Origin of the sequence: Streptomyces sp. NPDC056734, from assembly GCF_042790455.1 — a bacterium.
Taxonomy (GTDB): domain Bacteria; phylum Actinomycetota; class Actinomycetes; order Streptomycetales; family Streptomycetaceae; genus Streptomyces.
This window is the reverse complement of record NZ_JBHTZD010000018.1, coordinates 80,721-102,023: the sequence shown is the minus strand read 5'-3', so window position 1 is coordinate 102,023 and position 21,303 is coordinate 80,721. Positions and strand designations below refer to the sequence as shown.

Below are 21,303 nucleotides of genomic sequence, written 5' to 3'. Positions count from 1 at the left end.
TCTCGTCCCTCCGACGGAAGGCAGAAAGTCCGTTGGAGGAAGCCCGCAGATGACAGCGCCGACGTACCGCCAGGTACCCGCCCAGGTCGATTTGCCCGCCCTGGAGCACGCCGTGCTCGACTTCTGGCGCGAGCAGAAGATCTTCGCCAAGACCCTGGAGCAGTCCGAGGGCCGCCCCGAGTGGGTGTTCTACGAGGGCCCGCCCACCGCGAACGGCATGCCCGGCGCCCACCACATCGAGGCCCGCGTCTTCAAGGACGTCTTCCCCCGCTTCCGCACCATGCGCGGCTACCACGTCGCCCGCAAGGCCGGCTGGGACTGCCACGGCCTCCCCGTGGAGCTGGCCGTCGAGAAGGAGCTGGGCTTCTCCGGCAAGAAGGACATCGAGGCGTACGGCATCGCCGAGTTCAACGCCAAGTGCCGCGCATCCGTCCTGCGCCACACCGGCGCCTTCGCCGAGCTGACGACCCGCATGGGCTACTGGGTCGATCTCGACGAGGCGTACGTGACCATGGAGCCGGAGTACATCGACTCCGTCTGGTGGTCGCTGAAGGAGATCTTCTCCAAGGGCCTGCTGGTCCAGGACCACCGCGTCGCCCCCTGGTGCCCCCGCTGCGGCACCGGCCTGTCGGACCACGAGCTGGCACAGGGCTACGAGACGGTCGTGGACCCCTCGGTGTACGTCCGCTTCCCGCTGACCTCCGGCCCGCTGGCCGGCGAGGCCGCCCTCCTGGTCTGGACGACCACCCCGTGGACCCTGGTCTCCAACACCGCCGTGGCCGCTCACCCCGAGGTCACCTATGTGGTCGCGACCAATGGCGAGGAGAAGCTGGTCGTCGCCGAGCCGCTGCTCGCCAAGGCGCTCGGCGAGGGCTGGGAGCCCACCGGGCAGTCCTTCACCGGCGCCGAGATGGAGCGCTGGACCTACCGGCGCCCCTTCGAGCTGGTCGAGTTCCCCGCCGGCACCGAGGCGCACTACATGGTCAACGCCGAGTACGTCACCACGGAGGACGGCACCGGTCTGGTCCACCAGTCCCCCGCCTTCGGTGAGGACGACCTCAAGGTCTGCCGCGCCTACGGCCTGCCGGTGGTCAACCCGGTCCGCCCCGACGGCACCTTCGAGGACGGCCTCCCCCTGGTCGGCGGCGTCTTCTTCAAGAAGGCCGACGAACAGCTCACCGAGGACCTCGGCACCCGCGGCCTGCTCTTCCGCCACGTCCCCTACGAGCACAGCTACCCGCACTGCTGGCGCTGCCACACCGCCCTGCTCTACTACGCCCAGCCGTCCTGGTACATCCGTACGACAGCCGTCAAGGACCGCCTCCTGGAGGAGAACGAGCGGACGAACTGGTTCCCGGACACGGTCAAGCACGGCCGCTACGGCGACTGGCTCAACAACAACATCGACTGGGCGCTGTCCCGTAACCGCTACTGGGGCACCCCGCTGCCCATCTGGCGCTGCGAGGACGACCACCTCACGGTCGCCGGCTCCCGCGCGGAGCTGACCGAGCTGACCGGCACCGACCAGTCGGACCTCGACCCGCACCGCCCGTTCATCGACGCGGTCACCTTCCCCTGCCCCCAGTGCGCGAAGACGGCCACGCGCGTGCCGGAGGTCATCGACGCCTGGTACGACTCCGGCTCGATGCCGTTCGCGCAGTGGGGCTACCCGTACAAGAACAAGGAGTTGTTCGAGTCCCGCTACCCGGCGCAGTTCATCTCCGAGGCCATCGACCAGACCCGCGGCTGGTTCTACACCCTGATGGCGGTCGGCACCCTGGTCTTCGACAGGTCGTCGTACGAAAACGTGGTGTGCCTCGGCCACATCCTCGCCGAGGACGGCCGCAAGATGTCCAAGCACCTGGGCAACATCCTCCAGCCGATCCCGCTGATGGATCAGCACGGCGCCGACGCGGTCCGCTGGTTCATGGCGGCCGGCGGCTCCCCCTGGGCGGCCCGCCGGGTGGGCCACGGCACCATCCAGGAGGTCGTCCGCAAGACCCTGCTCACCTACTGGAACACGGTCGCCTTCCAGGCCCTGTACGCGCGCACGTCGAACTGGGCCCCCTCCGCGGCCGACCCGGCCCCCGCCGACCGCCCGCTGATCGACCGCTGGCTGCTCTCCGAACTCCACGCCCTCACCGACCAGACGACCCAGGCCCTGGAGTCCTACGACACCCAGCGCGCCGGCAAGCTGCTGTCCGCGTTCGTCGACGACCTGTCGAACTGGTACGTACGCCGTTCCCGGCGCCGCTTCTGGCAGGGCGACAAGGCCGCGCTGCGCACCCTGCACGAGGTGGTCGAGACGGTCACCCGGCTGATGGCGCCGCTGACCCCGTTCATCACCGAGCGGGTCTGGCAGGACCTGATCGTGCCGGTCGCCCCCGACGCCCCGGAGTCGGTGCACCTCGCGTCCTGGCCGGAGGCGGATCTGACCGCCATCGACCCGGAGCTGTCCCGGCAGATGGTGCTGGTGCGCCGGCTGGTGGAGCTGGGGCGGGCCACGCGCGCGGAGTCCGGCGTCAAGACGCGTCAGCCGCTGCGGCGCGCGCTGATCGCGGCGACCGGGTTCGACACCCTGGACCGCGAGCTGCACGCCCAGATCACGGAGGAGTTGAACGTCGAGGGGCTGGCCTCGCTGTCCGAGGTGGGCGGCAGCCTGGTCGACACCACGGCCAAGGCCAACTTCCGGGCCCTGGGCAAGCGGTTCGGCAAGCGGGTCCAGGAGATCGCCAGGGTCATCGCCGACACGGACGCGGCCGCGCTGTCGCTGGCGCTGCGCGAGGGTACGGCGTCGGTGGAGGTCGACGGCGAGACCATCGCGCTCGCCCCGGACGAGGTGATCATCACGGAGACTCCGCGCGAGGGCTGGTCGGTGGCGTCCGACTCGGGCGCGACCGTCGCCCTCGACCTGGAGATCACGGAGGAGCTGCGGCAGGCCGGGCTGGCCCGGGACGCGATCCGGTTGATCCAGGAGGCCCGGAAGAACAGCGGGCTGGATGTCGCCGACCGGATCGCCCTGCGGTGGCTCGCCACCGACCCGGCGACGATCGCCGCGTTGAGCGTCCACGCGGGGATGATCGCGGACGAGGTCCTTGCGACGGATTTCGCGCAGGGCGAGGGCGATGACGGTGGGTTCGGCGAGCCGTTCTCCGACGAGGGGCTGTCGCTCACGTTCCGCCTGCGGAAGGCGTAGCCCGGGCGCCATCGGCGGGTGCGGGGGTGCGGGGGCTGGTCGCGCAGTTCCCCGCGCCCCCAAAAAAGCAGGCCGGGACAGTCACCCGGCGATAGGCACCGGGGGGGCAGTGACCCGCCCGTCAACAGCGGGCCGGGACGGTCACTCCGCGAAGGACACGGGGCCAGTGACCCGCTCCGTGAGAAGCACGCCGGGACGGTCACCCGCGATAGACACGGGGACCGGTCAAAGCAGGTCAGGCCGGTCTCGTAAGTGAGCGTCGGTCAGCAACACGCGTAAAAGGGGCGGGCCCCGGATGGAAATCCGGGGCCCGCCCCTTTACCGCAACTCTGCCAACGGCCACGCCGTCCTACGGGGCGCTCAGTTGTCGTCCTCGTCGATCAGGAAACCGCGCATCGGGGAGGGCGCCTGGCCCATCGGGCCGGGGCCCTGCGGGCGGACCGGGGCCATCGGCTGGGTCATCGCCGGGGACATCTGCTGCTGTCCGCCGCCGTAGGACGGGGCGGCCGGGCTCGGCACACCGCCCATCGCCGGGTTGCCGCCGTACGACGGGGCGCTCGCACCGGCCGGGGCCATGGAGGGCGCCGGGGACGGCGGCAGCGACGCGGCCGCCGGGGCGCGCGGCGGGGCGAGCGAGTCGTCGGCCTGCGTCTCCAGCTGGCGCAGCTGGGACTCCAGGTAGGACTTCAGCCGCGTACGGTACTCGCGCTCGAAGCCGCGCAGGTCCTCGACCTTGCGCTCCAGCGTGGCGCGGGCGGACTCCAGGGAGCCCATGGCGACGCGGTGCTTCTCCTGCGCGTCCCGCTCCAGGGCGTCGGCCTTGGCGCGGGCGTCGCGCTCCAGGCCCTCGGCGCGTGAACGGGCCTCGCCGACGATCTTGTTGGCCTCGGAGCGGGCCTCGGCGATCGCCTGGTCGGCGGTCTGCTGGGCCAGCGAGAGGACACGGGCGGCGCTGTCGCCGCCGGGGCCCTGACCGGGCATACCGGGGCCGCCCATCGGACCGCCCATGGGACCCGGGCCCATCTGTTGCTGCATCTGGCCCTGCATCGGGCCCTGTCCCATCTGGCCCTGTCCCATCTGGCCCTGCATCGGACCCTGACCCATCGGGCCGGGTCCCTGCGGGCCCTGTCCGCTGGGACCGGCGGGAAGCTGCGGCGCACCGCTCGGCAGCTGGGGCGGGCCACCCATGGGGCCACCCATCTGCTGCTGCGGCGGGCCCGATATGCCGGCGGGCACCGGAGCGCCGGGCCCTCGCATGCCCTGCTGGGGCATTCCGCCCTGTTGCGGCATCCCGCCCTGCTGCATGCCGCCTTGCTGCATTCCGCCCTGCTGCGGCATGCCTCCCTGCTGGGGCATCCCACCCTGCTGAGGCATTCCGCCCTGCTGCATTCCGCCCTGCTGAGGCATCCCGCCCTGCTGGGGCATTCCCCCCTGCTGCTGCATGCCACCCTGCTGGGGCATCCCGCCCTGCTGGTCCTGCGGCTCCGGGGGCTTGCGCATGTTCTGCTGGTTCTGCGCGGCGGCTCGGGTGGCCGCGGCCAGTTTGGCGCGCAGATCCTCGTTCTCGCGGAGCAAGCGGGTCAGTTCGGCTTCGACCTCATCGAGGAAGGCATCGACCTCGTCCTCGTCATAGCCTTCTCGGAGGCGGACGGTCGTGAACTGCTTGTTCCGCACATCCTCGGGGCTCAACGGCATCTCTTCACCTCAACGTAGTCGTCGGCAGTCGGCAAGACGGTAGTTGACATCGCTCACAGCCGGCTCACGATCGAGATCAGGATGTAGACGATGATCATCAGTACGAAGAAGGACAGGTCGAGCGCCACGCCCCCGAGACGCAGCGGCGGGATGACCCGCCGCAGAAGCTTGAGCGGTGGATCGGTGACAGTGTAGGTGGCCTCCAGAAGGACCACCATCGCCTTGCCGGGTTGCCATGAGCGGGCGAACTGGAAGACGTAGTCCATGACCAGCCGGAAGATCAGCACGATGAGAAACACCATCAGCGCGATGTAGATGACATCCAGGACCACGCCCATGTTCGGTGCTTCCCTCTCCCCAGTCCGTGCTCTGTTGTACCGCTGTTCCGGTCGTGCGTCTCAGCTCTGGTTGAAGAACCCGCCCTCTGCGATGCGGGCCTTGTCCTCCGCCGTGACATCGACGTTAGCAGGCGACAACAGGAATACCTTCTGCGTCACCCGCTCGATGCTGCCGTGAAGACCAAACACCAAACCGGCCGCAAAGTCGACAAGTCGCTTTGCGTCTGTGTCATCCATCTCGGTCAGATTCATGATCACCGGGGTGCCCTCACGGAAGTGTTCCCCGATAGTACGGGCCTCGTTGTAGGTCCGTGGGTGGAGTGTGGTGATCCGGTACGGCTCTCGTTCCGACACGACCTTGGGCATGATCACCGGTGCGTTCTTCTCGATGGACTGACGCTCTTGTGTGATGGACGCCACGGGCGCGATACGCGCCGGACGCCCGGATTCCGCGGCGAGTGAAGCGGATCGGCCCACCGGCTCACGAGGCACGGGGGGTTGAACGATTCGCACCTCTTCGTCCCTTTGGGACTGATGTGCCGAGTGGGATGAGTGGGACGGCTCGTGCCGTCGGTGGTCACGCTCGGGCTCCGGGTCGAGTTCGGGCTCGAAATCGTCATCGGGGTCGAAGCCCCGGCCGTCGTACCCGTCGTCCTCCACGAGGCCGAGGTAGACCGCCATCTTGCGCATCGCGCCGGCCATGCTCTGAGTCCTCCGCTCTGTGGTGGATCGACTGACGACTGCCAAGTGCCCGCGATCCACGAGGTCGTTGCGCCCGCCTTTCGGCGGTAATGACCATATTTTCTGCTGTGGTCCGACTTCTTGGCGACGTTACCCGAGCCTGGGGCGGACTCCGAGTACCGCCGTACCGACGCGCACATGTGTCGCCCCGGCCGCCACGGCCTGCTCAAGGTCCGCACTCATCCCTGCCGAGACCATGGTGGCAGCCGGATGGGTCCGGCGCAGGTCGGTCGACAAATCCATCAACCGCCCGAAGGCCGCCTGTTCCCGCCCCGCGTACGCGCCGGTGAGCGGGGCGACGGTCATCAGCCCGTCGAGCCGCAGTCCCGGCGCTCCGGCGACGAGACCGGCCAACTCTTCGATTCCCTCCGGCGCCACGCCCCCGCGCTCCCCCCGGCCGCCGGCGTCCGCGTCGAGGGCCACCTGGATCAGGCACCCCACCTCGCGCCCGGCCCGGACGGCCTCCTTGGACAGCGCCGTCACCAGCCGGGACCGGTCGATCGACTGCACGAGATCCGCGTAACCGACCACCGAGCGCACCTTGTTGGTCTGGAGCTGTCCGACAAAGTGCCACTTCAGGGGCAGATCCGAACATTCCGCGGCCTTGGGTGCCGCGTCCTGGTCGCGGTTCTCCGCGACATCGCGCACACCGAGTTCCGACAGGATCCGTACATCGCTCGCCGGATAGGTCTTGGTGACCACGATCAGGGTCACTTCACCCGGTGCGCGCCCGGCCGCGGCACACGCGCCGCCGATGCGCTCCTGAACCCTCGCCAGATTCGCGGCGAGTTCGCTCCTACGGTCCGTCATGCCCTATCGGTCCAGCCAGACATAGCCCGCGAGCCGGCCCGTGGACCGGTCCCGGCGGTACGAGAAGTGGTCGCCCGACTCCCGCGTGCACACCGGCGAGTGCTCCCGGTCGCACACCCCGAGCCGGGCGAGTTGCGCGTGCACTCCGGCGGCCACATCGACCGCGGGAGTGCCCCAGCTCGTCACCGCGTGCACCGCCGGTTCCACCGCGGCGACCTCGGCGCGCATCGGCTCGGGCACCTCGTAGCAGCGCCCGCACACGGCGGGACCGGTGCGGGCGACGATCCGCCCCGGCTCGGCGCCGCGTTCGGTCATCGCGCGGAGCACCGCGGGGACGACCCCGGCGACCAGCCCCGGCCGCCCGGCGTGCGCGGCGGCCACCACCCCGGCGACCGGGTCGGCCAGCAGGACGGGTACGCAGTCGGCGGTCAGCACCGCGAGGGCCAGCGCCCGCCGGGTGGTGACGAGCGCGTCGGCCTCGGGTACCGGGCGCTCGCCCCAGGGCCCGTCGGCCTCGGCGACCATGTCGCCGTGCACCTGGTTCATCCAGACCACGTCCCCGGGGTCGAGCCCCAGCGACTTGGCGGCCAGCTCGCGGTTGACGCGCACCGATCCGGGGTCGTCGCCGACCGCGCCGCCGAGGTTCAGCTCCTCATACGGAGCGGCGCTCACCCCGCCCCACCGGTCGGTGAAGGCGAAGTGCGCGCCGCTCACGCTCTCGCGCTGTCCTATCACTTCAGGAAGTCCGGCACGTCCAGATCGATCTCCTCGGCCGGGGTGCCGGAGTAGCTCCGCGACGGCGGGACCGGCGGGGCGGAGTGGTCGGCGACCGGCTCCGGCGCGCGCACCGGCTCCTCCTTGGGCTTGACGCTGCCGAGCGAGCCGAAGGAGGGGCGGCTGTCGGAGGACCGTACCGGGGTGGGCTCGTCGCGCTTGGCGGAGGCCGAGGCGAGGAGGTCGCGCTTGGCGGGCGGCTGGCCGCCGTCGAAGCCGGCCGCGATCACGGTGACCCGGACCTCGTCGCCCAGCGCGTCGTCGATGACCGCGCCGAAGATGATGTTGGCCTCGGGGTGGGCGGCCTCGCTGACCAGCTGGGCGGCCTCGTTGATCTCGAACAGGCCGAGATCGGAGCCGCCGGAGATGGAGAGCAGCACGCCCCGGGCGCCGTCGATGGACGCCTCCAGCAGCGGCGAGGAGATGGCCATCTCGGCGGCGGCCACCGCGCGGTCGTCGCCGCGGGCCGAGCCGATGCCCATCAGGGCCGAACCGGCCTCGGACATGACCGACTTGACGTCGGCGAAGTCAAGGTTGATCAGACCCGGTGTGGTGATCAGATCGGTGATGCCCTGGACGCCGGAGAGCAGCACCTGGTCCGCCGACTTGAAGGCGTCGAGGACGGATACCTGGCGGTCCGAGATGGACAGCAGCCGGTCGTTGGGGATCACGATGAGGGTGTCGACCTCTTCGCGGAGTTCGGCGATGCCGTCCTCGGCCTGGTTGGCCCGGCGGCGGCCCTCGAAGGTGAAGGGGCGGGTGACCACGCCGATGGTCAGGGCGCCGAGGGAGCGGGCGATGCTGGCCACGACGGGGGCGCCGCCGGTGCCCGTGCCGCCGCCCTCGCCGGCCGTCACGAAGACCATGTCGGCCCCCTTGAGGACCTCCTCGATCTCCTCGCGGTGGTCCTCGGCCGCCTTGCGGCCGACGGCCGGGTTGGCTCCGGCGCCGAGTCCGCGGGTGAGTTCACGGCCCACGTCGAGCTTGACGTCGGCGTCGCTCATCAACAGCGCCTGCGCGTCCGTGTTGATGGCGATGAACTCGACGCCCTTGAGACCGACCTCGATCATCCGGTTGATGGCATTGACACCACCGCCGCCGACACCGATGACTTTGATGACTGCGAGGTAGTTCTGCGGTGCTGCCACGTCGAAGGCCTCTCGCCTCGATTACGTGTCGCCGTCTCGCGGTCTTCGCGCTCCGGTGACTGATGCCGAATGGGACGGTCCGTATCGCCGACCCGAACCCTAAACCTGAAGTTTAGGGTTACCAGTGTGCCTGTTCATTGAAGTCTTCTGAACAGGACAGTAAGTCGACAAGTGGCGCCCGTTCAACGAACACGCCGAACCTCCCGTTTTTCTTTTCACCCTATGTGATCAGCCGTAGCGCTGCCCAACCAGGGGGCTGAACTGCGCGGATGTGCGTCAACTCGCCGATGACGCGGGGGCGGTGGGAACACTCACGTCGAAGTGCCGGGCGTCCGGCTCCGCTTTCATCAGAGCCGTGAGCGTACGCGCCTTCGCGCTCCCTTTCTCCGCGCTTCCCCACGCGACCGTGCGCTCCCCGCTCAGCTCCAGCGAGATGTCGTCGTACGAACGGACCTTGACGACCTGTGTGTCCCGCTCCACGGCCGCGGGGACGGACCCCGCCACCCGGACCGCCTCGCGCATCAGCCGGCTCTCGTCGAAGCGGCGCAGACTCGCCGCCGCCGAACCCGACCGGGAGAGCGTCAATTCCAGCAGCGGAACTGCTTTCGGTGCCTTCGAAACCGTGGCGAACCGGACGCCTTCGTCATCGACCTCCACAAACTTCCCGTCGCTTTCGACAAGAAGCACGGCGGTGCGCTCGGTCACCTTCAAAGAGATTCCGTGCGGCCAGGAACGGACCACGTCCACGGTGTCGATGCGCGGCAGTTCCCGCCTGAGCCGGTCCTCGATGGCCTCGGTGTCGACGGAGATCAGCGGCTCCCCGACCGGCACATCGGCCGCCTCGGTGACCTGCTCCTCCGTCAGTTCACGGGCACCGGTGACGGATACCCGCTCCACCCGCGCCCACTGCGAGCCGTACAGCACCCACAGTCCGCCCCCGGCCGACAGCGCGAGGGCGACGGCGAGAATGATGATCGTACGAAGCCGGAGTGCTCTCAGTCTCCGGAGCGGCGGGCCGGACGACTCCTGCTGGCGTTCCCCGCGCTCGGCGGTGGTCGGTCCGGCCACGCTTCCTGCCTTTCACCTACCCGGGCACCCGGTTCCTAGCGGCGTGCCCGGCTGGCGGCGATCGCCTCGTACACCATGCCGACGAGCAGTTCGTCGGCGTCCCGGCGGCCGAACTCACCGGCGGCGCGGGACATCTCGTACAGCCGGTGCGGGTCGGCGAGCACGGGCAGGACGTTCTCCCGCACCCAGTCGGGGGTCAGTTCCGCGTCGTCGACCAGCAGGCCGCCGCCGGCCTTGACCACCGGCTGGGCGTTCAGCCGCTGTTCGCCGTTGCCGATGGGCAGCGGGACGTAGGCGGCGGGGAGCCCGACGGCGGAGAGTTCGGCGACGGTCATCGCGCCCGCGCGGCAGAGCATCATGTCGGCCGCGGCGTACGCGAGGTCCATCCGATCCACGTAACTTACCGGGATGTACGGGGGCATTCCCGGCATCTGCTGCACCTGCGGCAGTTCGTTCTTCGGGCCGACCGCGTGCAGGATCTGGATCCCGGCCTGCTGGAGCCATGGGGCGACCTGCTGGACCACCTCGTTGAGCCGGCGGGCGCCCTGCGAGCCGCCGGAGACCAGCAGGGTGGGCAGGTTGGGGTCCAGGCCGAACAGCGCGCGGGCCTCCGGGCGGGCGGCGGCCCGGTCCAGGGTGGCGATCGCGCGGCGCAGCGGGATGCCGATGTAGCGGGCGCCGCGCAGCTTGTTGTCCGGGGTGGAGACGGCGACCTGGGCCGCGTAGCGCGAGCCGATCTTGTTGGCCAGGCCGGGGCGGGCGTTCGCCTCGTGGATGACGATCGGCACCCCGAGCCGCTTGGCGGCGAGATAGCCGGGCAGCGCGACATAGCCGCCGAAGCCGACGACCGCGTCCGCCTTGGTGCGCTCCAGGATCTGCTCGGCCGCCTTGATCGTGCCGCGCAGCCGGCCCGGGACGGTGATCAGCTCGGGTGTCGGTTTGCGCGGCAGCGGGACCGCCGGGATCAGCGCCAGCTCATAGCCGCGCTCGGGCACGAGCCGGGTCTCCAGCCCGCGCTCCGTGCCCAGGGCCGTGATGCCCACGGTCGGATCCTGCCTGCGCAGGGCGTCCGCGAGGGCGAGCGCGGGCTCGATGTGGCCGGCGGTCCCCCCACCGGCGAGTACGACATGCACCGAAATTCACCGCTCTCCGGACGTACGCGCCGCCGAGGCACGCCGTCGCATCGTGTTCCATCTCCGAGGCCCCCGCTCCAGCATGGCGCCTCCCGCCCGCTTTTTACCAAAGCGGGGTTGCCGCATGGCAAGCGCCGCCCGCGTCCCGGGCTCCTCGCGCGCGAAGGCGATCATGAGTCCGATGGCGAACATGGTCGGCAGCAGGGCGGATCCCCCGTAGGAGAACAGCGGGAGCGGGACTCCGGCGATCGGCAGCAGGCCGAGCACCGCACCCATGTTGATCACGGCCTGGGCCGTGATCCAGGTGGTCACGCCTCCCGCGGCATACCTGACGAAGTGGTCCTCCGTGCGGCCGGCCACGCGAATGCCCGCATAGCCTAGAGCGGCGAACAGGGCGAGCACCGACAGCGTCCCCGCCAGACCCAGTTCCTCACCGGTGACGGCGAAGATGAAGTCGGTGTGGGCCTCGGGGAGTTGCCCCCATTTTTCCACACTGGCCCCGAGGCCGGAACCGAAGAGTCCGCCGGAGGCCAGCGCGTAGATGCCGTGGACGGCCTGCCAGCAGCTGTCGCCGGGGCCGGGTTCGGTGGCGCCGATGCACTGGAGCCGGGCCATCCGGTTGGGGCTGGTTTTGATCAGGATCACCCCGAGCAGCGCGGCGACCGACAGCACCCCGGCGAACAGCCGGGTGGGGGCGCCGGCCAGCCACAGCAGGCCGAACAGGATCGCCGAGAGGATGATCGCGGTGCCCATGTCGCCGCCGAGCATGATCAGCCCGAGCAGCATGAAGGCCACCGGGACCAGTGGCACCAGCATGTGCTTCCACTGGGCGAGCAGCTTCTTGTCCTGCTTGCGGGCCAGCAGATCGGCGCCCCACAGCACCAGCGCGAGCTTGCCGAACTCGCTGGGCTGGATCTGGAAGGAGCCGCCGAGGGCGATCCAGTTCTGGTTTCCGTTGACCGCGACCCCTATCCCGGGCACCTGCACCAGCGCCATCAGGAAGACGGCCCCGGCGAGGATCGGGTAGGCGAGCGCCCGGTGCAGCTTGACCGGCATGCGGGCGGCCGCGAGCAGCAGGACCCCGCCGATGGCCGCCGCCAACAGCTGTTTGCGGAAGAAGTAGGAGCCCGGCAGGGACATCTGGAGGGCGGTGATCTGGGAGGCGGAGTAGACCATCACCAGACCCAGCACGATGATCAGCAGCGAGCCGCCGAAGATCAGGTAGTACGCGGTCAGCGGCCGGTCCCAGGCCCGGCGGGCGCGGGTGTGCAGCCGCCGCACCGGGTTCTCGCGCGGGGGGTGGGGGGCGACAGGGCGCCGGGCGGCCCGCTGCACCGGAGGGCGACCCGTACGGCTACCGGACATGACCGGCTCCTCCCGACCTCAGCCACATGCGCGTCACCCGTTCCTCCAAGGGCCCCGAAAAGCCCTGTGTGGCCGAGACCCGCCGCGTCAGGCGCCCGCGCCGAGTTCGCGGACGGCCGCCGCGAACGCGTCGCCGCGCTGGTTGTAGTTGGTGAACATGTCCATGGAGGCGCAGGCCGGGGCCAGCAGCACCGTGTCGCCGGGCCGGGCGAGCCGCCTGGCCTCCGTCACCGCCTGGAGCATCGCCCCAGTGTCGGTCCGGTCGAGGTCCACCACGGGTACTTCCGGGGCGTGTCGCGCGAGGGCCTCCCGGATGAGCGCGCGATCGGCGCCGATGAGCACCACGCCGCGCAGCCGCCGGGCCGACCTGGCGACCAGTTCATCGAAGGTCGCGCCCTTCGCCAGACCGCCCGCAATCCATACGATCGGTTCATATGCCGCCAAGGAGGCTTCCGCGGCGTGGGTGTTGGTCGCCTTGGAGTCGTCGATGTAGGCGACGCCGTCGACGTCGGCGACATGGGCGATGCGGTGCGCGTCCGGCGTGAAGGCCCGCAGCCCGTCCCGTACGGCCGTCGCGGGCACCCCGTAGGCGCGGGCCAGGGCCGCGGCGGCGAGGGCGTTGGCGATGTTGTGCGGGGCGGGCGGACGCACGTCGGAGACCTCGGCCAGCTCCTGGGCGCTGTCGTGGCGGTTCTCGACGAACGCGCGGTCGACCAGGAGGCCGTCCACGACGCCGAGTTGGGAGGGGCCGGGGGCGCCGAGGGTGAAGCCGATGGCCCGGCAGCCCTCCTCGACGTCCGCCTCGCGCACCAGGTCCTCGGTGGCCTTGTCGGCCAGGTTGTAGACACAGGCGACGCGATTGCCCTCGTAGATCCGGCCCTTGTCGTGCGCGTACGCCGCCATGGAGCCGTGCCAGTCGAGGTGGTCGGGGGCGAGGTTGAGCACGGCCGCCGAGTGGGCGCGCAGCGAGGGCGCCCAGTGCAGCTGATAGCTGGACAGCTCCACGGCCAGGACGTCGTACGGCTCCGGTGCGAGGACCGCGTCCAGCAGGGAGACGCCGATGTTGCCGACGGCGGCGGTGCGCAGGCCCGCCGCCCTCAGGATCGAGGCGAGCATCTGGACGGTGGTGGTCTTGCCGTTGGTGCCGGTGACGGCCAGCCAGGGGGCGGCCTTCCTACCGTCCCGGCCGCGCAGCCGCCACGCCAGTTCGACATCGCCCCAGACCGGGACGCCCGCCTGGGCCGCCGCCGTGAACAGCGGCTTGCCGGGCTGCCAGCCGGGCGCGGTGACGATCAGTTCGGTGCCCTCCGGCAGGGTCGCGCCGTCGCCGAGCCGGACGGTGATCCCCAGCGCCGTGAGCCCGGCCGCCTGGGCCCGCGCGCGATCGTCGTCGCCGTCGTTGACGACGGTGACCTTCGCGCCGAGTCCGTGCAGCACCTTGGCCGCCGGGACGCCGGAGACGCCGAGCCCGGCGACGGTGACGTGCTTGCCCTGCCAGTCGGTCACAGATCCGCTGCCCATCCCGCGTAGAAGAGGCCCAGTCCGACGATCACACAGATGCCCTGGATGATCCAGAAGCGGACCACCACCAGGACCTCGGACCAGCCTTTGAGTTCGAAGTGGTGCTGGAGCGGCGCCATCCGGAAGACCCGTTTCCCGGTGAGCCGGAAGGAGCCGACCTGGATGACCACCGACATGGTGATGAGGACGAACAGACCGCCCAGGACGGCCATCAGCAGCTCGGTGCGCGAGCAGATCGCGAGACCGGCCAGCACACCGCCGAGCGCCAGCGAACCGGTGTCACCCATGAAGATCTTGGCCGGCGACGTGTTCCACCACAGGAAGCCGAGGCAGGAACCCATCAGCGCGGCGGCGACCACCGCGAGGTCCAGCGGATCGCGCACCTCGTAGCAGGCGCCCGGATTGGTCAGGGTCTGCGCGTTGGCGCAGGACTCCTGGAACTGCCAGACGCCGATGAACGTGTAGGCGCCGAACACCAGCACCGAGGCGCCGGTGGCCAGGCCGTCCAGACCGTCCGTCAGATTCACGCCGTTCGACATCGCGAGAATCATGAACAGCGCCCAGATCACGAACAGCACCGGGCCGATGGTCCAGCCGAAGTCCGTGATGAAGGACAGCTTGGTGGACGCCGGGGTGTTGCCCCGGTTGTCGGCGAACTGGAGGGCCAGCACGGCGAAGGAGATACCGACCAGCAGCTGGCCGGTCATCTTCGCCTTGGCCCGCAGGCCCAGCGAACGCCGTTTGACGATCTTGATGTAGTCGTCCAGGAAACCGACCATGCCCATGCCGACCATCAGACCCAGCACCAGCAGACCCGAGTAGGTCGGTGCCGCGTCCACGTCCGGGTCCAGCGCCCCGGTGATCACCTTGGCCAGGAAATAGGCGGCGACCGTCGCGAAGATAAAGGCGATACCGCCCATGGTCGGTGTACCGCGCTTGCTGGCGTGCTCGCGCGGGCCGTCGTCGCGGATGTACTGGCCGTAGCCCTTGCGCGCCAGCAGTTTGATCAGCAGCGGAGTGCCGATCAGCGTCAGGAAGAGACCAATGACGCCCGCGAACAGGATCTGCTTCATCATCGGGCGGAAACCTCACCCTCGGCACCCGTCGAGAGCAGCGCCTCGGCGACACCCTCCAGGCCGACCGACCGGGACGCCTTCACGAGGACGATGTCCCCCGGGCGCACCTCACTGCGCAGCAGGTCGATCGCCGCCTGTGCGTCGGACACGTGCACCGACTCCTCACCCCACGAACCCTCGTTATATGCGCCCAGTTGCAGCCAGGCCGCTTCCCTGCCCCCGACCGCGACGAGCTTGCTGACGTTGAGCCGGACGGCGAGCCGTCCGACCGCGTCGTGCTCGGCGAGCGCCTCGTCCCCCAGCTCGGCCATCTTGCCGAGCACCGCCCACGTACGGCCCCCCCGTGCCCGTGGGGCAGTGCCCATCGCCGCCAGCGCACGCAGGGCGGCTCGCATGGACTCGGGGTTCGCGTTGTAGGCGTCGTTGACGATCGTCACGCCGTCCGGGCGCTCGGTGACCTCCATGCGCCAGCGGGAGAGGGAGCCCGCCTCGGAGAGCGCGAGGGCGATCTCTTGCGCGGACATGCCCAGCTCATGGGCGACGGCGGCCGTGGCGAGCGCGTTCGACACGTGGTGCTCACCGTACAGGCGCATGGTCACATCGCTGCACCCGGAGGGTGTGTGAAGGGTGAAGGCGGGCCGTCCGCTGTCCGTGAGTCGCACGTTCTCGGCCCGTACGTCCGCTTCGTCGGCCTCTCCGAAGAGGACCACCTTGGCCTTCGTACGGGAGGCCATGGCGCGTACGAGGGGGTCGTCGGCGTTCAGGACCGCCGTGCCGCCCTCCTCGGCGGGGGGCAGCGCCTCGACCAGTTCGCCCTTGGCCCGCGCGATCTGCTCACGGCCGCCGAACTCGCCGATGTGGGCGGTGCCGACGTTGAGCACCAGGCCGATCCGAGGGGGCGTCAGACCGGTGAGGTAGCGGATGTGGCCGATGCCCCGGGCGCCCATCTCCAGGACCAGGAAACGGGTCTCCTCGGTGGCGGTGAGCGCGGTCAGCGGCAGCCCGATCTCGTTGTTGAGGGAGCCGGGTGTCCACACGGTCGGCGCCGCGCGTTCAAGGACCTGGGCGATCAGGTCCTTGGTGCTGGTCTTGCCGGCCGAGCCGGTGAGGGCGACGAGGGTGGCGCCGAGCCGGGAGACCACCTGCCGGGCGAGGGCGCCCAGCGCGGTCTGCACATCGTCGACGACGATCGCGGGCACCCCGACCGGCCGGGCGGCCAGGACGGCGACGGCACCCGCCGCCACCACCTCCCGGGCGAAGTCGTGTCCGTCGACGCGTTCGCCGGCGAAGGCGACGAACAGGCTGCCGGGCACCGCCTCGCGGGAGTCCCGGACCACCGGCCCGGTGACCCGGACCGACGGATCCGGTATGTCGTACGTCTGCCCGCCGACGACTGCTGCGATCTCGGCGAGGGAGAGGGCGATCACAAGTTCATCCCTGGGTCGTGTGGATTCTCATCCCTGGGTCTTCCGGATGGCCTCGCGCAGCACCAGACGGTCGTCGAAGGGGCGTACCACCCCGGCGATGTCCTGGCCCTGCTCGTGGCCCTTGCCCGCGACCAGCACGGTGTCCCCGGGCCGGGCGCGGGCGACGGCGGCGGCGATGGCGGCGGCGCGGTCCTCGAACAGGAGCACCTCGCCGCGCTCGTGCGCCGGGACGGACGCCGCGCCCTGGAGCATGGTCGCGAGGATCGCCAGGGGGTCCTCGGAACGGGGGTTGTCGGAGGTCAGTACGGCCGTGTCGGCGAGCCGGGCCGCGGCGGCGCCCATGGGGACGCGTTTGGTGGTGTCGCGGTCGCCGCCGCAGCCGAGCACGATGTGCACCCGGCCCTTGGTGACCTTGCGCAGCGCCTTGAGCACCGACTCGACGGCGTCGGTCTTGTGCGCGTAGTCGACGACCGCGAGATAGTCCTGTCCGGCGTCCACCCGCTCCAGCCGGCCCGGTACGCCCGGTACGGCGGCGATGCCGTCGGCGGCCGTCTGCGGGTCGAGGCCCGCGGCGGCCAGGGTGACGAGAGCGGCGAGGGTGTTGGCGACGTTGAACGGGCCGGGCAGCGGCGACCTGGCCGAGATCCGCGCCCCGTCCGGGCCCACCGCGGTGAACGTCGAGTCCAGCGGGCCCACGGCGACGCTCTCGGCCCGCCAGTCGGCGTCCGGGTGGCCCTCGGCGGAGTAGGTGAGGACCGGGACACCGGCCTCGCGCGCGAGCCGCCGGCCGTACTCGTCGTCCAGGTTGACGACACCGAGCCGGCCGCGCTCCGGAGTGAAGAGCCGGGCCTTGGCCCCGTAGTAGTCCTCCATGCCGGAGTGGAACTCCATGTGCTCCGGGCTGAGGTTGGTGAAGACGGCGATGTCGAAGACACAGCCGTCGACCCGGCCGAGGACCAGCGCGTGACTGGAGACCTCCATGGCGACCGCCTCCACCCCGCGCTCGCGCATCACCGCGAACAGGGCCTGGAGGTCGGTGGCTTCGGGTGTGGTCCGCTCGGACTTGATCCGCTCGTCGCCGATCCGGGTCTCCACGGTGCCGATCAGTCCGGTGGCGCGGGCCGTGCGCAGTCCGCCCTCCATCAGATAGGCCGTGGTGGTCTTGCCGGAGGTGCCGGTGATGCCGATCTGGAGCAGGTCGCGGCCGGGGTGGCCATAGATCGTGGCGGCCAGTTCGCCCATCACGGCGGCCGGGTCGGCGACCACCAGGACCGGCAGTCCGGTCGCGCGGGCCCGCTCGGCGCCGGCCGGGTCGGTCAGCACCGCCGCCGCGCCGAGACCGGCGGCCTGGGTGACGAAGTCGGCGCCGTGCACCCGGGCGCCGGGGCGGGCCACGTAGAGATCGCCGGGGCGGACGGCACGGGAGTCGTGGGTGATGCCCGTGATGCCTGTGCTGCCTGTGACGTCGATGGTGCCGGTGACGTCGGTGGTGCCGGTGGTGCCGGTGGTGCCGGTGGTGCCATTGTCATCGGCCGCGCCGTCGTTGGCTGCGCCCTGGGCGGTGCCCCGGGGCGCGGTGATCCCCAGCTGGCCGACGAGTTCCGCGAGGGATGTGGCGGAGACCCGCACCGGTCGGGGCGGCCCCGGAGGTGTCGCGGGTTGGCCCTTCTGGGTGGTTTGGGACTGATCAGCGTGTGGCACGGCGGTGAGCGTACCGGGCCCACCGGCCTGCGGGCGAAGTGAGGGGCCGGGGGGTCCTTGGGGCGGGCGCTGGTTCCCGGGATCCGGGGTGATGGTTGTCACGAGGTGGTTCCTGGTGGTTCCGGGTGGTACCGAGTGGCACGGACGGCTCAGGGGCGGGGCTCGGACTCGGGGTCGGACTCAGGCCGGGGCTGGAGCTGAGCCTGAGGCTGGAGCTGAGGCTGGGGCTGGGTGGTGCTCATGGCTGGAAGGTGACGGGCAGTTTCGGCGGGTCGGTTCCCGTCGGGGGGACCTGGAGGGTCTTGAGCGCGAACTCCATGACCTCCTTGTAGACGGGGCCGCAGATCTGGCCGCCGAAGTAGCTGCCCTCGGTGGCGTTCTGGATGGCGCAGTAGACGGTGACGCGGGGCTGGTCGGCGGGGGCGAACCCGGCGAAGGACGAGGTGTAGCCGTTGTACTTGCCGGTGGCCGGATCCACTCGGTTGGCGGTGCCGGTCTTGCCCGCGACCCGGTAGCCGGGGATGCGCGCCTTGGTGCCGGTGCCCTCCTCGTCGTCCACCACCGACTCCAGCATCTGGGCGAGCGTATCGGCGGTCTTCTCGCTGATCACCCGGGTCTCCTCGGGCTCCTCGGCGGGCGTGAAGCGTCCGTCGGGGCCCTCGGTGCCGCGTACGAGCGTGGGTTCGATACGGACGCCGCCGTTGGCGATGGTCGAGTAGACGGACGCCGCCTGCATCGCGCTGACGGACACGCCCTGGCCGAAAGGAATCGTGTACTGCTGCGAGGTGGACCACTGGTCGGGCGGCGCGAGGATGCCCTTGGTCTCGCCGGGGAAGCCGAGGCCGGTGTAGCCGCCCAGGCCGAACTTGCGGAGGTAGGAGTAGAGGATCTCGTTGGACTCGGTCTGGGTCTCGCCGAGTTCGCCGGTGGCCAGGATGGTGCCGATGTTGCTGGACTTGGCGAGCACGCCGTTGAGGGTCAGGTACCAGGTGGGGTGGTCGATGTCGTCCTGGAAGAGCCGGTCGCCGCGTTGCAGCCGGTTGGGCACGGTGACGTGCGTGGACGGGGTGGCGACGTTCTCCTCCAGCACGGCGGCCATGGACATCACCTTGGCGGTGGAGCCGGGCTCGTAGGCGTCCTGGACGGCCGCGTTGCCGAGGTTCGCGGCCTCGGCCTTGGTCAGGTCGTTGGGGTCGAAACCGGGTGAGTTGGCCATGGCGAGGATCTCGCCGGTGCGGGTGTCCTGGACGATCACGTAGCCGCTGTCGGCCTCGGACTCGGCCACCTGCTCGGAGATGGCGTTCTGCGCGGCCCACTGGATGTCCCGGTCGATGGTCAGCTCGACATCGCTGCCGGGCACGGCGGGCGTCTCGGTGGAACCCGCGGTGGGCACCTGGAGGCCGCCGGACTGGGCGTAGCGGATCTTGCCGTCCTCGCCCGCCAGCGTCTCGTCGAGCTGCTGCTCGATCCCGCCGCCGCCCTTGCCGTCGGCGTTGACCCAGCCCAGTATCCCGGCGGCGAGATCGCCGTTGGGGTAGACCCGTTTGGTGCTGGAGACCGCGAGGACACCGGCGAGGACGTTGACGGTGGACTTGTCGGTCTCCGCCTTGGTGGCCAGCGCCGACTTCAGGTCCTTGATCTGCGTCCAGACCTGCGGAGTCTGCCGGCTGGCGAGCTTGACGTACCGCAGCTCCTTGTTCTCCGGCCGCAGCAGTTCGGCGATGTCCGCCTGGTCCTGGCCGAGAATGGGCGCGAGCAGCGCGGCGGCCTGCTCGGGCCCGTCGTCGATCTTCAGCTGCTCACGGGTGAACAGCGTGGGGTCGGCGGTGATGTCGTACGCGTCGACGCTGGTCGCCAGCTCCACGCCGTTGCGGTCGGTGATCCCGCCGCGCTCGGCGGCCAGCACATAGCCGACGTAACGGTTTGCCTCCGCCTGGGCGGCGTACGTGCTCGCGTCGACGGCCTGCACCTGGAGCAGCCGTACGACGAAGGCGGACAGGACGAGGGTCAGCGCGACGCCGACCAGCCGCAGCCGGGGGCGGGGGCTACCCAGCCGGATGGTGCGCGGATGGGGGGCCTGCCGGGGCGCGGCCGGCCGTCGCGTCGGACGGGCACCGGGTCCTGGTCGCTGCCGCCCCACGGGACGGTCGGGCCGTGCGGGGCCTGGCACACGCCGTCGCGGCGCTTCCCTGTCGGACACTTCCGTCACCTGCCGGGGGTCGGGGTGGGTGGGGTGGGTGGGGTGGGTGGCTTGGCCGGGTTCGCGGGGGGTGTCGTGGGGACGCCCGGGGCCGTGGTGGGGGTGAGGGGGGCTGCGGGGATCGCCGGGGAGGTGGGGCCCGGTGTAGGGGCGGCTGCGGGGCCCGATGCCTGGCTGCCCGGCGTGGTGGCCGTCGCGGTGCCCGTCGTGTTGCCCGTCGCCCGGCGCAGGGCCTCGGGGGCGAGCACGAGCGGGGTGCGCGCGGAGGCGGTCTCGGCGGCGGGTGAGGGAACGCCCCTGACCTTGCCGTCGGGGCCCAGGAAGGCGGGGTCGCCGCCGGGGACCATGCCCAGTTCCCGGGCCCGGCGCTGGAGGGCCTCGGGCGCGGAGTAGGCGTCGATGTCCCGCTGGAGCGCCTGCTGCTCGTCGGTGAGCGCCTTGGTGTCCCGCTGGAGGTCCGCCAGCCGGAACGACCCTTCGCTGAGCGCCGAGTTGAGCACCAGCAGGACGATCAGCCCACCGCCGAGCAGCGCGACGACCAGCAGCACGAACGGGGTACGGGCGGCTTGCGCCCGCCCGGCCGGGAACAGCCGCGCCAGCCGGGCGGCCCTCCCCCGCAACTCGGGTTTCCCACTCACCGGCACTCCCGGGGGTCGGCGCAGCGGTCTGCGGGGGTTGGCGGAGGGGGTGGGGGGAGGTGGGGGGTGGCGGAGGGGCCGGGCGGGGTTGGGGGGTGGGGGTTGCTGGTCGGGGGGTGGTGGTTCGGGGGGTGGTTGCGGGTGAGGTGATGGGGGTCGGTGTGGGGATGCCGGGCTGCGTGAGAGCGGGGGGCCGGGCAAGCGGGCTCGGGGGTGGACGGGGGCCGGTCCGCGCGGGGGCGTGGGTCGGCGTAGGCAGGCTTGCTGGTGGAGGGGCGCCGCGCCGGGCGGGGGTACGGGTCGGCGTAGGCGTGCCTGTCCGTGAGGAGGCGCCGGTCGACGTCGGCGTACCGGCCTGTGGACGGGCGCCGCGCCAGGCAGGGATACGGGTCGGCATAGGCGTGCCTGTCCGTGAGGAGGCGCCGGTCGACGTCGGCGTACCGGCCTGTGGACGGGCGCCGCGCCAGGCAGG

Annotated in this window: 16 protein-coding genes; 1 reads left to right on the top strand and 15 read right to left on the bottom strand. The window is 71.0% G+C overall.

Going from position 1 to position 21,303, the window contains the following annotated elements; translation table 11 throughout:
* The first annotated feature begins 49 nt into the window (after positions 1-49).
* Positions 50-3,196 (top strand): isoleucine--tRNA ligase, encoded by a 3,147-nt coding sequence (ileS, locus tag ACFRFC_RS26665; protein WP_382688785.1) that lies wholly within the window; start codon positions 50-52, stop codon positions 3,194-3,196.
* 360 nt (positions 3,197-3,556) lie between these two features.
* On the opposite strand, the gene ACFRFC_RS26660 is transcribed toward ileS, so the two are convergent.
* The 15 genes from ACFRFC_RS26660 to ACFRFC_RS26590 form a co-directional block, all read right to left on the bottom strand.
* Positions 3,557-4,891 (bottom strand): DivIVA domain-containing protein, encoded by a 1,335-nt coding sequence (locus tag ACFRFC_RS26660; RefSeq protein ID WP_382692123.1) that lies wholly within the window; start codon positions 4,889-4,891, stop codon positions 3,557-3,559.
* A gap of 53 nt (positions 4,892-4,944) precedes the next feature.
* A complete protein-coding gene (locus tag ACFRFC_RS26655) occupies positions 4,945-5,229 on the bottom strand; it encodes a YggT family protein (protein WP_382692122.1) in 285 nt (94 codons plus the stop codon).
* A 60-nt stretch (positions 5,230-5,289) separates the two neighbouring features.
* Complete coding sequence (locus ACFRFC_RS26650) at positions 5,290-5,931, bottom strand: cell division protein SepF (RefSeq protein ID WP_382692121.1); 642 nt, start codon at positions 5,929-5,931, stop codon at positions 5,290-5,292.
* A 129-nt stretch (positions 5,932-6,060) separates the two neighbouring features.
* The gene (locus tag ACFRFC_RS26645; protein ID WP_382692120.1) at positions 6,061-6,780 is read right to left on the bottom strand and encodes a YggS family pyridoxal phosphate-dependent enzyme; all 720 of its coding nucleotides are present in this window, start codon (positions 6,778-6,780) and stop codon (positions 6,061-6,063) included.
* A gap of 3 nt (positions 6,781-6,783) precedes the next feature.
* On the bottom strand, positions 6,784-7,515 hold the full coding sequence (pgeF, locus tag ACFRFC_RS26640) for a peptidoglycan editing factor PgeF (RefSeq protein WP_382692119.1): 732 nt from the start codon (positions 7,513-7,515) through the stop codon (positions 6,784-6,786).
* Entirely contained in the window at positions 7,512-8,702 is a 1,191-nt protein-coding gene (gene ftsZ / locus ACFRFC_RS26635) for a cell division protein FtsZ (protein ID WP_382692118.1), read from the bottom strand. The genes pgeF and ftsZ overlap by 4 nt, the downstream gene beginning before the upstream one ends.
* A gap of 276 nt (positions 8,703-8,978) precedes the next feature.
* Entirely contained in the window at positions 8,979-9,770 is a 792-nt protein-coding gene (locus ACFRFC_RS26630) for a cell division protein FtsQ/DivIB (protein ID WP_382692117.1), read from the bottom strand.
* A 35-nt stretch (positions 9,771-9,805) separates the two neighbouring features.
* Positions 9,806-10,903 carry an undecaprenyldiphospho-muramoylpentapeptide beta-N-acetylglucosaminyltransferase gene (murG, locus tag ACFRFC_RS26625; protein WP_382692116.1) on the bottom strand — a complete coding sequence of 366 codons (1,098 nt, stop codon included), beginning with the start codon at positions 10,901-10,903 and terminating at the stop codon, positions 9,806-9,808.
* A gap of 6 nt (positions 10,904-10,909) precedes the next feature.
* Entirely contained in the window at positions 10,910-12,268 is a 1,359-nt protein-coding gene (gene ftsW, locus ACFRFC_RS26620; protein WP_382692115.1) for a putative lipid II flippase FtsW, read from the bottom strand.
* Between the two features lie 87 nt (positions 12,269-12,355).
* Positions 12,356-13,789, bottom strand: coding sequence for a UDP-N-acetylmuramoyl-L-alanine--D-glutamate ligase (murD, locus tag ACFRFC_RS26615; protein ID WP_382692114.1), 1,434 nt, complete (start codon positions 13,787-13,789; stop codon positions 12,356-12,358).
* Positions 13,771-14,862 carry a phospho-N-acetylmuramoyl-pentapeptide-transferase gene (mraY, locus tag ACFRFC_RS26610; protein WP_382692126.1) on the bottom strand — a complete coding sequence of 364 codons (1,092 nt, stop codon included), beginning with the start codon at positions 14,860-14,862 and terminating at the stop codon, positions 13,771-13,773. The genes murD and mraY overlap by 19 nt, the downstream gene beginning before the upstream one ends.
* Positions 14,862-16,292, bottom strand: a complete 1,431-nt coding sequence (gene murF, locus ACFRFC_RS26605) for a UDP-N-acetylmuramoyl-tripeptide--D-alanyl-D-alanine ligase (protein ID WP_382692113.1) — start codon at positions 16,290-16,292, stop codon at positions 14,862-14,864. The genes mraY and murF overlap by 1 nt, the downstream gene beginning before the upstream one ends.
* Before the next feature lie 27 nt (positions 16,293-16,319).
* Complete coding sequence (locus ACFRFC_RS26600; RefSeq protein ID WP_382692112.1) at positions 16,320-18,095, bottom strand: UDP-N-acetylmuramoyl-L-alanyl-D-glutamate--2,6-diaminopimelate ligase; 1,776 nt, start codon at positions 18,093-18,095, stop codon at positions 16,320-16,322.
* Positions 18,096-18,231: 136 nt separating this feature from the next.
* Positions 18,232-20,193 (bottom strand): peptidoglycan D,D-transpeptidase FtsI family protein, encoded by a 1,962-nt coding sequence (locus tag ACFRFC_RS26595; RefSeq protein ID WP_382692111.1) that lies wholly within the window; start codon positions 20,191-20,193, stop codon positions 18,232-18,234.
* A gap of 5 nt (positions 20,194-20,198) precedes the next feature.
* On the bottom strand, positions 20,199-20,831 hold the full coding sequence (locus tag ACFRFC_RS26590; RefSeq protein ID WP_382692110.1) for a septum formation initiator family protein: 633 nt from the start codon (positions 20,829-20,831) through the stop codon (positions 20,199-20,201).
* Between the last annotated feature and the right edge of the window lie 472 nt (positions 20,832-21,303).